General features: G+C 50.2%; 10 protein-coding genes. 6 read left to right on the top strand and 4 right to left on the bottom strand.

Features of this window, described 5'->3' with window-relative positions; all coding sequences use genetic code 11:
- Positions 1–64: 64 nt before the first annotated feature.
- Together aroA and DW769_RS14580 are read right to left on the bottom strand one after the other, a co-directional pair.
- Positions 65–1,348 carry a 3-phosphoshikimate 1-carboxyvinyltransferase gene (gene aroA / locus DW769_RS14585; protein ID WP_118750556.1) on the bottom strand — a complete coding sequence of 428 codons (1,284 nt, stop codon included), beginning with the start codon at positions 1,346–1,348 and terminating at the stop codon, positions 65–67.
- A 34-nt stretch (positions 1,349–1,382) separates the two neighbouring features.
- Positions 1,383–2,495, bottom strand: a complete 1,113-nt coding sequence (locus DW769_RS14580; RefSeq protein WP_118750555.1) for a prephenate dehydrogenase — start codon at positions 2,493–2,495, stop codon at positions 1,383–1,385.
- Positions 2,496–2,893: 398 nt separating this feature from the next.
- On the opposite strand from DW769_RS14580, the gene DW769_RS14575 reads away from it, so the two are divergent.
- The 3 genes from DW769_RS14575 to DW769_RS14565 all read left to right on the top strand — a co-directional run bounded on the left by DW769_RS14575 (position 2,894) and on the right by DW769_RS14565 (position 8,281).
- Complete coding sequence (locus tag DW769_RS14575; RefSeq protein WP_118750554.1) at positions 2,894–4,984, top strand: elongation factor G; 2,091 nt, start codon at positions 2,894–2,896, stop codon at positions 4,982–4,984.
- Between the two features lie 233 nt (positions 4,985–5,217).
- Positions 5,218–7,623 (top strand): leucine--tRNA ligase, encoded by a 2,406-nt coding sequence (gene leuS, locus DW769_RS14570; RefSeq protein ID WP_022461418.1) that lies wholly within the window; start codon positions 5,218–5,220, stop codon positions 7,621–7,623.
- Positions 7,624–7,717: 94 nt separating this feature from the next.
- Positions 7,718–8,281: a TIGR01440 family protein gene (locus DW769_RS14565; protein ID WP_118700403.1), complete on the top strand. Its 564-nt coding sequence runs from the start codon at positions 7,718–7,720 to the stop codon at positions 8,279–8,281.
- A 90-nt stretch (positions 8,282–8,371) separates the two neighbouring features.
- Here DW769_RS14565 and DW769_RS14560 read toward each other — a convergent pair whose 3' ends face one another.
- Complete coding sequence (locus DW769_RS14560; protein ID WP_118750553.1) at positions 8,372–10,840, bottom strand: cation-translocating P-type ATPase; 2,469 nt, start codon at positions 10,838–10,840, stop codon at positions 8,372–8,374.
- Positions 10,841–11,055: 215 nt separating this feature from the next.
- A complete protein-coding gene (locus DW769_RS14555; protein ID WP_117761560.1) occupies positions 11,056–12,798 on the bottom strand; it encodes an Rqc2 family fibronectin-binding protein in 1,743 nt (580 codons plus the stop codon).
- Positions 12,799–12,949: 151 nt separating this feature from the next.
- Here DW769_RS14555 and DW769_RS14550 point away from each other — a divergent pair, with 151 nt between their 5' ends.
- Genes DW769_RS14550 through rpoZ form a run of 3 tightly spaced genes read left to right on the top strand, consistent with a single transcriptional unit; the run spans position 12,950 to position 14,129 of the window.
- A complete protein-coding gene (locus DW769_RS14550) occupies positions 12,950–13,228 on the top strand; it encodes a DUF370 domain-containing protein (RefSeq protein WP_055218332.1) in 279 nt (92 codons plus the stop codon).
- Positions 13,221–13,835 carry a guanylate kinase gene (gmk, locus tag DW769_RS14545; protein WP_022461423.1) on the top strand — a complete coding sequence of 205 codons (615 nt, stop codon included), beginning with the start codon at positions 13,221–13,223 and terminating at the stop codon, positions 13,833–13,835. The genes DW769_RS14550 and gmk overlap by 8 nt, the downstream gene beginning before the upstream one ends.
- Before the next feature lie 15 nt (positions 13,836–13,850).
- Positions 13,851–14,129, top strand: a complete 279-nt coding sequence (gene rpoZ, locus DW769_RS14540; RefSeq protein WP_022461424.1) for a DNA-directed RNA polymerase subunit omega — start codon at positions 13,851–13,853, stop codon at positions 14,127–14,129.
- Position 14,130 lies beyond the last annotated feature (1 nt).

The following is a 14,130-nucleotide window of genomic DNA, read 5'->3' as shown; positions in this document are numbered from 1 at the left end:
GCACGGTGGTGTGAGAGGTCGGGAAATCACTCAGATTTCCCTCCTACTCGATTTTAAACGTTTTTTATGCCTGCAGCCGTGCCAGATCCTGGTAGAATGTCGGATACGAGATATCCACACAGCCGGCGCGCAGGATTTCCGTCGGTGTCTCTGCGGCAAGCGAAGCGATTGCAAACGACATCGCAATGCGGTGGTCGAGGCGGCTGTCGATTTGGGCGCCGTGGAACGGTTTTCCGCCCTCAATGATCATGCCGTCGTCCGTGCCTTCCAGGGAAACACCCATCGCGGTGAGTTCGTTTACCATGATATCAAGACGGTTCGATTCTTTGACTTTCAGCTCCTCCGCATTCCGGATCACGGTTGTACCGTTCGCTGTGGCGGCAAGAACCGCGATGATCGGGATTTCATCGATCAGGGTCGGGATCAGTTCGCCCTCGATGACGGTGCCGGAAAGAGACGGCGTATAGCGCACGAGAAGGTCTGCAACCGGTTCTCCGCCGGAGTTCTGCTCATTCAGAAGTGTGATGTCAGCACCCATGGCGCGGCAGACGCGGAGCATACCGTCGCGGGTCGGGTTGATGCCGACATTTTTCAGGAGCACCTCAGAGCCTGGAACTATCAGCGCGGCGGCGATGAAGTAGGCGGCGGAGGAAATATCTCCCGGCACACGGACGAGATTTCCATGGAGATCCGGGTTCGGCAGAACCGATGCGGTCAGCCCTTCGGAGGCAACGTCGGCGCCGAAGAATTTCAGCATCAGCTCCGTATGGTTTCTGGAAAGAGCCGGTTCGGTAACGCTTGTTTTTCCGTCAGCATACAGTCCGGCAAGCAGGACACACGATTTGACCTGTGCGGATGCGACCGGCGAAAGATAGGAGATGGCGTGGAGCGGATGGCCGTTGATCGCAAGCGGCGCACAGCCGTTTTCCGGAATACTGCGGATGGAAGCGCCCATCTGGGTCAGCGGATTGATGATGCGTCCCATCGGCCGTTTCTGAATGGAGGCGTCACCGGTCAGTGTACTGGAAAAGTTCTGGCCGGCAAGAATGCCGGAGATCAGGCGTGTCGTTGTTCCGCTGTTTCCGCAGTCGAGAACGGCGGACGGAGCCGAAAGCCCGTGCAGACCTTTTCCATGAATGAGGATGCGCTCCGGCGTGTTCTCGATCTCAATGCCCATACTGCGGAAGCAGGAGATGGTGGAGAGACAGTCGGCACCCTGTAAAAAGTTTGTGACTTCTGTGGTTCCCTCTGAAATGGCACCGAACATGACGGCGCGGTGGGAAATGGATTTATCGCCCGGCACGGAGATTTCTCCGCGCAGAGGACGTACTGCTTTCTGGAACTGCATAACGTAACTTCCTCCTGTCAAGATATACGCGCTTTTAATTGCGGATATGAATGGTATAGCCATGGTCTTTTAAGACCTTCCGGGCAAGAATGCCTGCCTGCTCTTCATAAAATTCAATGCGGAGAGCACCCTCTTCGAACTCGCGGTTATGCGTAATGCCGATATTTTTAATACTGATCTGGTTGATGGCAAGAATTGTTGTAACGGCTGCGATTCCGCCGGCTTCATCGAGCAGGTCGCAGTAAACGACGTATTCTTTCTTTGTCGGTCCATAGGAAGAATCTTCCATGGAATTCCGGTATTCGCGGGAACTCTCAAACATATTGTAGAGCTCGTGGCCTTTTTTGTTGTCAACCAGGTATTTTGCCTGGACGAGAAGGCGGATATAGGAATCCAGCACATTCGAGAGCTGCTTCTGGTTTGAGAGACAGATCTGCTGCCATACCTCCGGGGAGGAGGAAGCGATGCGGGTGATGTCCTTGAAGCCGCCTGCAGCAACGGTTTTCATCTGCTCTTCCGGTGTGTCCAGGGATGCGAGTGCATTGACCAAGGTAGCGGCAACGATATGCGGCAGATGACTGACACCTGCGGTGATGTAGTCGTGCTCTTCGTATGTTAAAACCATCGGGATCGCCTTTAAGGACTGGACAAGATCAACGAAAGCGGAAACTGTCGCGATCTCAACATCTGGTCCGGGTGTAATCATATAGTAAGCATTTTCCAGCAGGTAATCGGTGGCGCTGGAATATCCCGTCTTTTCGGAGCCTGCCATCGGATGGCCGCCGATAAACTGGTGCGTCATGCCGAGGGTCTCAACCGCCTGATGGATTTCTCCTTTTACACTTCCGACGTCTGTGATGATACAGCCCGGTTTTGCGATGCCTTTCACGAACGGAAGATAGGAGATGTTGGTGCTGACAGGAGCACATAAGAAGATATAGTCACAGTCGGCAAAGCGGTCGTCCCGTTCTTCCAGCGCGATATCAATCACGCCTTCCTGAATTGCCTCTTCGATCGTCGCTTTGGTGCGGCAGTAGGCCATCAGTTTATACTCCTGGTGAACCTTTCTGAGGGTTTTTGCAATGGAGCCGCCGATGAGGCCAAGGCCGATAAAGCCGATACAGATTTTTTCGGATGTATCACACATAATTCAAGTAGTCCTTTCTGACAATTTTCGTAGGTAAATCGTATAAAAGACATTGTAAAGCATCTGAAATCAAATGTCAAAGATTTCTTGCTTTAAAGCAACAAAGCATTTTTGAAAGGCAGCAATCTTGCTTGTTTTGCAAAATCCGGCAGATTCCACAGAAAAGCCAGACAGAAAAGCGGAAGAAGGGCAGAATAACCAGCTAAAATACATATAAAATTTAAAAATTCAGAAATATATTGTGAAATATGAATAATATACTTGCAAAAAAGCAAAAACTTTAGTAGAATAGTGACTATGATAAGAGGAACGGAAGACGTGAATCTTGATAAAAAGCAGAAAGGCGAATAAGAGCGGCCTTGCAATCTGCAAATTTACTTACATGGGAGGTATTACATATGGACGTTTTTAGAACTGACCGAATCAGAAATGTGGTGCTGCTGGGGCACAGCGGCTCCGGAAAGACAAGTCTGACCGAAGCTATGGCTTATCTTTCCGGTATGACAAACCGTCTCGGAAAAGTGACAGACGGAAATACCGTCAGCGATTTTGACAAAGAAGAAATCAAGCGCAAATGCTCTATTTCCACAACGCTTGTCCCGGTCGTATGGGGAAAAAATAAGATCAATGTTCTGGATACTCCTGGAATGTTTGATTTCGTAGGAGAAGCACAGGAAGCCGCTTCCGCAGCAGATGCCGCTGTAATCGTGGTATCCGGAAAGGCCGGCGTGCAGGTCGGAACCCAGAAAGCATGGGAACTCTGCGAGAAATACAATCTTCCGCGTATGATCTTCGTAACGGAAATGGATCAGGACGATGTCAGCTACCGAGAAGTCGTTGAGCAGCTCACCGAACTGTACGGAAAACGAATCGCACCGCTTCATATGCCTCTGCGTGAAAACGGTAAATTTGTAGGATATATCAATATTGTAAAGAACAAAGGCCGCAGATATATCGAAAAAGATAAAAAAGAAGAATGCCCGATTCCAGATTACTCCGTAGAATATCTGGAGAAGTACCGTGAAACCCTGATGGAATCCGTGGCAGAAACAAGTGAAGAGTTTATGGACCGCTACTTTGGCGGAGAAGAGTTCTCGGTAGCAGAGATTTCCGCAGCGCTTGCCATGAACGTAGGAGACGGCACCATCGTTCCGGTATGCATGGGATCTCCGGTGAACCTGCAGGGCGTATCGAACCTTCTGGATGATATCTGCGGATACTTCCCGGATCCGTCCACCCGTCCGTGTGCCGGCATCAATCTCGATACGAACGAAATTTTCGAGGCAAATTACGACTTTGCGAAACCGAAGAGCGCGACCATTTTCAAGACGATCGTGGATCCGTTCCTTGGAAAATATTCAATGATTAAGGTTTGCTCCGGCGTTATTAAAAGTGATGATGTGCTCTATAATGTAGATCAGGAATCCGAAGAAAAACTGAGCAAGCTGTACGTGCTCGAAGGCTCCAAGCCGATCGAAGTACCGGAGCTTCATGCAGGAGATATCGGTGCCATCGCAAAACTCGGCGATGCAAGAACCGGCGATTCCCTTGCGACAAAGAACAATCAGGTCCGCTACGGAAAACCGGATGTTTCGACTCCGTACACCGCAAAACGATATAAACCGAAGAACAAAGCCGATGTAGATAAGATCTCCCAGGCCTTTGCCAAGATGATGCAGGAAGACCTGACTATGAAGGCAGTCAATGATTCTGCAAACCATCAGACATTGCTGTACGGCATGGGCGACCAGCACATCGATATTATCGTCAGCAAGCTGCTGGAGCGCTACAAAGTAGAAGTAGAGCTGTCCCGTCCGAAGGTAGCCTTCCGCGAGACGATCCGCAAAAATTCGGATGTAGAAGCAAAATACAAAAAACAGTCCGGCGGCCACGGCCAGTACGGTCATGTAAAAATGCGCTTCTCCGCTTCCGGAGATCTCGAGAAACCATACGTTTTCGAGCAGGAAGTTGTCGGCGGCACCGTTCCGAAGAACTACTTCCCGGCTGTTGAAAAAGGTATCCAGGAAGCCGTACAGAAAGGCCCTCTGGCTGCTTATCCGGTAGTCGGCGTCAAAGCCGTTCTGTATGATGGTTCTTATCATCCGGTAGACTCCTCCGAGATGGCATTCAAGACCGCAGCGATCCAGGCGTTCAAGAAAGGCTTTATGGAAGCATCCCCGGTTCTCCTTGAGCCGATCGTTTCGATGAAGATCACTGTAGACGATAAATACACCGGCGATATCATGGGCGATCTCAACAAACGCCGCGGCCGTGTGCTCGGCATGAACCCGGATCACAAGGGCCATACGATTATCGAGGCTGATGTTCCGGAACTTGAGATCTACGGATACGGCACAACACTCCGCTCCATGACAGGCGGAAGCGGTGATTTCTCCTATGAGTTTGCGAGATATGAGCAGGCTCCGTCCGATATCCAGGCAAAAGAGATTGAGGCAAGAGCTTCGAAGGTTGAAAAAGCAGAAGAATAAAGCTTTATAAAATAGTGTGATAAAACAGAGAAAATCCGGTTTCGGGAGCAGAATTCGCCCGGAAACCGGATTTTTCTGCGGTTTTTGAAGAAAAACGGAGGATATAGGAAAAAATAAATTGTAAAAACAGGGAAAGAGTGATAGAATACAGCTATATGTTCAAATGCGCATGCTGTCCTATGCGGCGGTGTGAGAAAAAAGAACTTTGAACTTGAACATGCAGGAGGTTACCTATGAGTAAAAGATATGAGCCACAGGACATTGAAAAAAAGTGGCAGAAGATCTGGCAGGATGAAAAAGCCTTTGCCGCCACAGATGATTATACAAAACCGAAATACTACGCACTCGTTGAGTTTCCGTATCCGTCAGGACAGGGACTTCACGTAGGCCATCCGCGTCCGTACACTGCACTGGACATCGTAGCCAGAAAGCGCAGAATGCAGGGTTACAACGTTCTGTATCCGATGGGCTGGGATGCATTTGGTCTTCCAACGGAGAACTATGCGATCAAAAACCACATTCATCCGAAGATCGTTACCAAAAACAACGTACATCACTTCAAAGACCAGCTTCAGTCTCTTGGATATTCCTTCGACTGGGACAGAGAGATCAACACGACGGATCCGGAATACTATCACTGGACCCAGTGGATTTTCCTGAAACTTTTCAAAGCCGGACTGGCATATAAAAAAGAGATGCCGATCAACTGGTGTACTTCCTGTAAGGTAGGCCTTGCAAACGAGGAAGTTGTAAACGGCGTGTGCGAGCGCTGCGGAAGCCCGGTTGTCCGCAAAGTAAAGAGCGAGTGGATGCTGAAGATTACCGAGTATGCAGACAAGCTGATCGACGGTCTGGACGGCGTTGACTATATTGAGCGTGTCAAAACTTCCCAGAAAAACTGGATTGGACGTTCCCACGGAGCAGAGGTTGATTTCTCCCTGAAAGATAAACCGGAGAAGCTGACCATCTACACCACACGCCCGGATACCCTGTTCGGTGTTACGTACATGGTACTCTCCCCGGAGCATCCGTACATCGACCAGTACAAAGATGAGATCAAGAACTGGGATGAGGTCTGCGCATACCGTGAGATGGCAGCCAGAAAATCCGATTTCGAGCGTTCCGAGCTTGCAAAAGACAAGACCGGTGTCATGATCGACGGACTTTCCGCAGTCAACCCGGTTAATGGAAAAGAGATCCCGATCTGGATTTCCGATTATGTACTGATGAGCTACGGCACCGGCGCCATCATGGCAGTACCGGCACACGATGAGCGTGACTGGGAGTTCGCAAAGAAATTCAACATGCCGATCATCGAGGTCGTTGCAGGCGGCGACGTACAGAACGAAGTTTACACCGACGTTGCAGAGGGAACTCTTGTCAACTCCGGTTTCCTGAACGGACTTTCCGTTGCGGAAGCAAAAAAGAAAATTCTTGAGTGGCTCGAAGAGAACCACGTTGGAAAAGCAAAAACAAACTATAAGCTGCGTGACTGGGTATTCTCCCGTCAGCGTTACTGGGGTGAGCCGATTCCGATCGTACACTGCGACAAATGCGGTTACGTTCCGGTTCCGGAAGAATCCCTTCCGCTGGAGCTGCCGGATGTAGAGAGCTACATGCCGACCGATAACGGCGAGTCTCCGCTGGCTGCCATGACAGACTGGGTCAACACCACCTGCCCGTGCTGCGGAGGACCTGCAAAACGTGAGACCGATACCATGCCGCAGTGGGCTGGATCTTCCTGGTATTACATCCGCTATACCGATCCGAAGAACAAAGAGGCTCTGGCAAGCAAAGAAGCTATGAAATACTGGCTGCCGGTTGACTGGTACAACGGAGGAATGGAGCACACCACCCTTCACCTTCTGTATTCCCGTTTCTGGCATAAATTCCTGTACGATCAGGGCGTAGTTACCTGCCCGGAACCGTATCAGAAACGTACTTCCCACGGAATGATCCTCGGCGAGAACGGCGAGAAGATGAGTAAATCCCGTGGAAACGTTGTCAACCCGGATGATATCGTAGCTGAGTTCGGTGCAGATACCCTGCGTACGTACGAGATGTTCATCGGTGCCTTCGACTTAAGTGCATCCTGGTCTCAGGAAGGCGTAAAAGGATGCCGTCGTTTCCTCGAACGTGTATGGAAACTGCAGGACAGCCTGGTAGACGGAGATTCCTACTCCAAAGAGCTGGAGTCCAAAATGCACCAGACCATCAAGAAAGTATCCAGCGACTATGAGTCCCTGAAATACAACACAGCGATCGCAGCCATGATGACCCTGGTCAACGAGTTCTACAAAGCCGGAAAAGTAACGAGAAAAGAGTTCGAAACCCTTCTGATCCTGCTGAATCCGGTTGCACCGCATATGACCGAGGAACTGTGGGCAGACCTTGGATACGAAGGCCGTCTGTATCAGACCGCATGGCCGGAGTTTGACGAGGAGAAGACCGTAGAGGCAGTAGCCGAGATCGCTGTTCAGATCAACGGTAAAATGCGCGGAACGATCAAAATCGCCAAAGATGCAGATAAAGAGACCGCAATCGCCGCTGCAAAAGAGGCAGTTGCAGACAAACTGACCGGAAACATCGTAAAAGAAATTTACGTACCGGGAAGAATTGTGAATATCGTTCAGAAATAATAATTATGTAAGCTGAAGAAAGGAGGCTGATTCTTGGAAAAAGAGTCAGTCTCCTTTTGCATAAATATTGCTGTTTAGTAAGGAGGGATACAAAATGGATCTTGAAACAATCAGACAGGAAGCGCGTGCCGCCGCAGAGGAGCTGATTACGACGGCGCAGATGAAACCGGGACAGATTCTGGTAGTGGGATGTTCTTCGAGTGAAATTCACAACAGTAAGCTCGGAACGGATTCCAGCCAGGAGATCGGGCAGGCGGTGTTTGAGGCGCTGTATGCGTGTACGAAGGAGCACGGGCTGTATCTGGCGGCGCAGTGCTGTGAGCATCTGAACCGCGCGGTTGTTCTGGAGCGTGCGGCGGCAGAAAAATACGGTTACGAGCCGGTCTGCGCGGTACCGTGGCTGCATGGCGGCGGATCGTTTGCGATGGCGGCATACTATGGATTGGAGGACGCTGTCACCGTAGAGCGTGTGCAGGCGCATGCAGGTATTGATATCGGTGATGTGCTGATCGGCATGCAGCTGAAGGCAGTAGCCGTTCCGGTCCGGGTATCGCAGAAAACGATCGGAGATGCGCACGTTGTCTGCGCGCGGACAAGACCGAAATACATCGGCGGCGAGCGGACGCATTACGCGGAAGATCCGGAGATGAGAAAGTAAGAAACTGTGATTTGTAAATCAAAAAATGCCGTACAGGCGGAGGAAAAATTTCCAACGCTGTACGGCATTTTTGATGGTTGGTTTTACGTTTTATTTCGCTTTTCTCGCTTCCCGTTTTCGCAGGAAGAAAATTTTCTGCTTCCGGTAAAAAGAGGAAATGGAATCCACGAGGATGCTCAAATATCGCAGAACCGGCTCTGTTGCGACAGAGAATACGACCAGCAGCATGATACATTTTCTGGACATATCAGAAATGGCGAACAGTTGGTTCAGATAGGTACTGCAGAAAATGAAGGCAATAATCGAGCCGATCAGGATCGTCCAGCGCATCCAGTTGAGCGGCTTGCTGATCCGGTAGAGAATCATAAAACCGACAATGGCGAGCAGTACGGTGGAAGCGGTCGAAATATCTTCCGAGCCGACCGCAAATTCCTGGCCGAAGACGACGAGTGTTGCGACCATCAAAAAGTCGGTCAGCGCCGCAGGCAGGGCCCGTGTCAGAATGTTCGTGATAAAGTGGCCCGCGATCCGGTTTTTGTTCGGCATTAGCGAGAGCAGGAAGCCTGGAATACCGATCGTAAACATACTGATCAGCGAGATCTGGGACGGCTCCAGCGGATACGTCACCATCGAGATCAGTGAGAAGATGGACAGCAGGAACGAGAAAATGTTCTTTACCAGGAACAGCGTTCCCGAGCGCTGCAGGTTGTTGACAACGCGGCGGCCTTCCAGTACGACAGAAGGCATCTTCGAAAAGTCGTTGTCCAGCAGAACGAGCTGTGCAGCCTGTGCGGCAGCGTCACTTCCGGATGCCATCGCAACGGAGCAGTCGGCATCCTTTAATGCGAGCACATCGTTGACACCATCGCCGGTCATCGCAACGGTCTTGCCGTTTTTCTTTAAAGCCTGGACAAACTGGCGTTTTTGGTCTGGTGTGACACGGCCGAACACGGTGTATTTCAGGATTGCTTCTTCGAGCTCTTCCGGTGTCTTTAGAGTGGAAGCATCAATATAATCCTCTGCGTGTGCAATCCCTGCCTGGCGGGCAACCTCAGATACCGTTACCGGAGTATCACCGGAGATGACCTTGACATGGACACCCTGATCTTCGAAGTAGCGGAACGTTTCCGGTGCTTCTTTTCGGATCGGATTGGAGAGAAGCACGTAGCCAAGCGGCGTGACACGGCCGGAGAGTGCTTTTCCATTCGGTACAGTTTCGGATGTGCCGAAGACGAGGAGACGGAATCCCTTTGAGGTATACGCTTCAATTTCACTCTGATAGCGTGCAAAATCATCGCGGAGAACGAACTCCGGGGCACCGAGCACGTAGGAGACATCCGAAAATGTCACACTGGAATACTTGAATTCCGAGGAGAACGAAGTCATCGAAACGGCAGTTCTGCCGTTGCTGTCTTTAAAATATTCTTTCAGTGCCGCCATAGTAATGTTGTCGTTTGACATGGCAGATGCGAAATCACCGACCGCAAGGGAAAGCTCTTCTTTCTGCAGTGCGGGAGCATTTTTGCCGGATTCTGTATCAGGGACTGAACTGGAGCCGACCAGAATCAGATCATGTACTTTCATATTTGTCTCGGTGATGGTTCCCGTCTTATCGACACAGAGCACGTTGACGCGAGCCAGCGTCTCGATACATTTCATATCATGCACGAGAACCTTCTGCGAAGCCAGCCGCATAACGCTGACGGCAAGGGCAACGCTTGCAAGCAGGTAAAGACCTTCTGGGATCATGCCGAGCACGGCGGCCACCATCGAGGTAATGCTCTCACGGAACGTTTCGTGGGAGACGAAAAACTGCTGGCCGAAGAGCAGAAGACCGATCGGAATGATCAGAATGCCGACAACCTTTACCAGCTTGTTGAGGGAGCGGATCATCTCGGACTGTTCGCCCTCTTTCATGGCCTTTGCCTCGAGGGTCAGACGGGAAATGTAGGAATCTTCACCAACCTGGGTCAGACGGCTCTTGCAGCTTCCGGAGACGATAAAACTTCCGGACATCAGCTCGTCGCCCGGGCGCTTGGTAATCTCATCGGATTCACCGGTAAGCAGCGATTCGTTGACCTGTACCTCACCTTCAAGCACGACGGCATCAGCGCAGATCTGTTTTCCTGCGGTAAATACAACAATATCATCGAGTACGAGATCCTCCGCGGCGAGTGTTACCTCAGCCCCGTCACGGATCGCAGTAGCCTTCGGCGCGTTTAAAACAGACAGCTTTTCCAGCGTCTTTTTCGCCTTGATCTCCTGTACAATACCGATCAGCGTGTTCGCGATGATGACCGGCAGAAACGTAAGATCCCGGAACGAACCGGCAAGGATCAGAAAGATGGCAATAATCAGAAAAATCAGGTTGAAATACGTACAGACATTGCTCTTTACGATCTCGGCCGTTGTCTTGGACGGAGGTTCCACCGCGCGGTTGGTCCAGCCGTTCTCGCGGTACTCGGCAACCTGCTCGGCGGAAAGGCCTTCGGAAGGGTCTGCCTCATAACGCGTCGTTGGAACACGGCGGTGAATGATTTCGGGAATTGTTTTGTTCATAACAGTTATATTCCTCTCCGGCCGTCCTGATAAAGAAGAGACAGCCTCACTGTGGTTTGGTTGAAAAAGATCACGTCTGGAATCTTTTTCCATACTAAGAAGTATACCATAGAGCATCGAAAAAGAAATGAAGGAAGTATTAAATTTTACGAAAAAAAGACTTTTCGCAAAGAGGAACAGATAGGAATGTGCGAAAAGTCTTTTGTATTCTGAATTTAGTCCTGTACTTCCTGAAGATTGCGGATGTTCGGCTCCGCCATCATGGAGTAATTGGTGTAATAAACAACGAAGCCCGGTTTGCTTCCGTTTGGTTTGCGCAGGTTTTTCTTTAAGGTGTAGTCGATTTCCACCTTCGGTGCCTGTCTGCCTTTCGAGTAATAGGCGGCGAGAGCAGCGGCCTCTTCGTAGACGGAATCCGGCAGCTCTTTACCGTTCGTCTTTACGATGACATGGCTGCCCGGCTGGCCTTTCGCGTGGAACCACCAGTCGTTGCCGGAGGCGAATTTAAACGAAAGTTCCTCGTTCTGGAAGTTGTTCTTGCCGACATAAATGTCAAAGCCCTCGGAAGAGCGGTAGTGGAACGGATGGGAGGTGATTTTCTGCTTTTTCCCTGTCGGTCCCTTGCGGCGGATGTAGCCGTACTCGATCAGCTCTTCTTTTAACTGCACCAGATCCGCCTCATCGAGCGCAATATCAAGCGCCGTGCTGATGGATTCGAGATGGTCGATTTCCTCTTTCGTCTCGACAAGAAGTTCCTCGAGTGCCTCACGGGTCCGCTTCAGCTTTCCGTATCGGTCGAAGTATTTTTTCGCATTTTCGCCGGCAGAGAGCGTTCCGTCGAGCGGAATCGTGATTTCCTCGCCGTTATAGTAATTGACGGCGTTCAGCGAAGTATCGCCCGGCTGGCAGCTGTAGCCGTACGTATTTAAAAGCTCACCGTAAATCCGGTATTTTTCCCGCTTGTCGGTGTCTTTTAACTGTTTCTGCTGCAGGTCGTATTTTTTGACATTCCGTTCGAGTGCGGTATTGACGACACGGCGCAGATCGGAAGATTTCTGACGGATGCGGGTGATGCGGTTTTTCATGGCATAGTATGTTTCCAGTACACCGGAGATCGAATCGTATGTTTCCTCCCGCAAATCCTGATACTGCGTCAGTTTCAGTGCGGAAAATTCTTTCGGCTCATCGCCCTGGTATACGATGTTCGGCGTAAATGCGCCGTTTTTGATATCCTCAATCAGATAAGAGAAGGTGCGGAACAGATGAAGCTTCGCATTTTCTTCGAGTGCATTGACCGCAAATCCGCCGTCGATGCCGGCGCGGCAGCAGACTTCCTCCGCCATCAGCGGGCTGAAGCCGGTAAGGGAAGTGTAGATTGCCTTTGCGGCAGCCATCGGTTTCGTGCAGACGAAATCGAAAAATTCTTCTTCTGTGATCGTGAGCGGATCTTTCTTATCCTGCGTGTGCGGAATGAACCAGGTGCGGCCCGGAAGAACCTCACGGACAGAACTCATGTTGGCGGAAATATGTTTGATACTGTCAAGGATCGTATTGTCCTCCTGACAGAAGATCAGGTTGCTGTGTTTTCCCATGATCTCCACAATCAGCTTCTTGCGGCAGATATCGCCGAGTTCGTTCAAATGCTCGAGCTCAAAAATAAGAATACGCTCGAGTCCCGGCTGGGTAACGGAGAGAATGCGGGCGCTGCCGATGTGTTTGCGGAGCAGCATACAGAAATTCGGTGCGGTCATCGGGCCGGGCTTATTGTTGTCCGTCAGGTAGATCAGCGGAAGCGAAGCACTTGCCGAGAGGAGAAGACGGTAAACGGTACGGTTGTTTTTTATTGTAATCATCAGCTCGTCGTTTTCCGGCTGTGCGATCTTGTTGATCTTTCCGCCGACGATGGTCTGATTCAGTTCCTGTGCAATATTTGCAATGGTAATTCCATCAAAAGCCATAGAAAATATCTCCTTTGTTTGAAATTCTGGTATTTTCATTATAATACAGAAAAAAAGATTTGACTAGGCTTTCTGAATGAATTATAATAAATCTGTATGGGTAGATGTATTTTCTGAAAAAGACTTCAGAAGGTACAGGAAAGGACGGATTGTGGCAAAACTGATCAACATCGGATTCGGCAATGTCGTAAATTCGGATAAAATAATAGCAGTGGTGAGTCCCGAGGCGGCACCCGTCAAGCGTATGGTGCAGCGTGCAAAGGAAAGCAACCGCATCATCGATGCGACGCAGGGAAGACGCACGAAAGCAGTGCTCATCACCGGAGAAGAATTTATCATCCTTTCGGCTTTGCAGCCGGAAACGATCAGCCGCAGATTCAACGGCGGCTGGGAAACAGAAAAAGAGCGAGGGGAATCTGAAAATGAGTAGAGGAATACTTACTGTAGTATCCGGTTTTTCCGGAGCAGGAAAAGGAACACTGATGAAACGCCTGATGGAGGAGTACGACAACTATGCGCTGTCCATCTCCGTCACCACAAGAGACCCGCGTCCGGGCGAGGAAGACGGCGTATCGTACTTTTTCCGTACAGAAGAAGAGTTTGACCGCATGGTAGAAGAGGATGCCTTCCTCGAGTATGCGCGTTACGTAAAACATTCCTACGGAACGCCGAAGGCATACGTAGAGGAGCAGCTGGATGCCGGAAAAGATGTTCTGCTTGAGATTGAAATCCAGGGAGCACTTCAGGTCAAGGAAAAACGTCCGGACACCCTTCTTGTGTTCATCACACCGCCGACCGCCGAGGAGCTGGAACGACGCCTCCGGGGACGCGGAACGGAAACAGAAGAAGTCATCAAAGGCAGAATGGAGCGTGCAAAAGAGGAAGCACAGGGCATGGACCAGTACGATTATGTCCTGATCAACGACGACCTCGAAACCTGCGTAAAACAGATGCATGAGACCATTCAGAGCCAGCATTTCATGAGCAGCAACCAGAAAGACTTTATCGAACAGATGAAAAAAAGTCTGGAAAAATAGAAAGGAGCATTTATTATGATTCATCCATCTTATCAGGAACTGATTGCAACTATTAACGAGGGCCAGGATCTGGACGAGGCACCGGTTGTCAGCAGCCGTTACTCTCTGGTACTTGCAACAAGCAAACGTGCAAGACAGATCATCGGCGGAGCTGAACCGCTTGTAAAAGTGAAAAAAGGCATGAAACCGCTCTCCATCGCCGTAGAGGAGATGTACAAAGGAGAGGTTACAATCCTTCCGGAATCTGAAGTTGAAGCGGAAGAGGAAACAAAAGAGGAGCCAGTAATTGAATAAT

Source organism: Blautia sp. AM29-29 (assembly GCF_003480555.1).
GTDB lineage: Bacteria > Bacillota > Clostridia > Lachnospirales > Lachnospiraceae > Fusicatenibacter > Fusicatenibacter saccharivorans.
Note: the sequence above shows the minus strand (reverse complement) of the source record. Positions and strands in the feature narration are given on the sequence as shown.

Coding starts and splice junctions, on each gene's coding strand:
- rpoZ (WP_022461424.1), top strand. CDS start 13,851: ATGATTCATCCATCTTATCAGGAACTGATTGCAACTATTAACGAGGGC.
- DW769_RS14560 (WP_118750553.1), bottom strand. CDS start 10,840: ATGAACAAAACAATTCCCGAAATCATTCACCGCCGTGTTCCAACGACG.
- DW769_RS14575 (WP_118750554.1), top strand. CDS start 2,894: ATGGACGTTTTTAGAACTGACCGAATCAGAAATGTGGTGCTGCTGGGG.
- aroA (WP_118750556.1), bottom strand. CDS start 1,348: ATGCAGTTCCAGAAAGCAGTACGTCCTCTGCGCGGAGAAATCTCCGTG.
- DW769_RS14565 (WP_118700403.1), top strand. CDS start 7,718: ATGGATCTTGAAACAATCAGACAGGAAGCGCGTGCCGCCGCAGAGGAG.
- DW769_RS14555 (WP_117761560.1), bottom strand. CDS start 12,798: ATGGCTTTTGATGGAATTACCATTGCAAATATTGCACAGGAACTGAAT.
- leuS (WP_022461418.1), top strand. CDS start 5,218: ATGAGTAAAAGATATGAGCCACAGGACATTGAAAAAAAGTGGCAGAAG.
- gmk (WP_022461423.1), top strand. CDS start 13,221: ATGAGTAGAGGAATACTTACTGTAGTATCCGGTTTTTCCGGAGCAGGA.
- DW769_RS14580 (WP_118750555.1), bottom strand. CDS start 2,495: ATGTGTGATACATCCGAAAAAATCTGTATCGGCTTTATCGGCCTTGGC.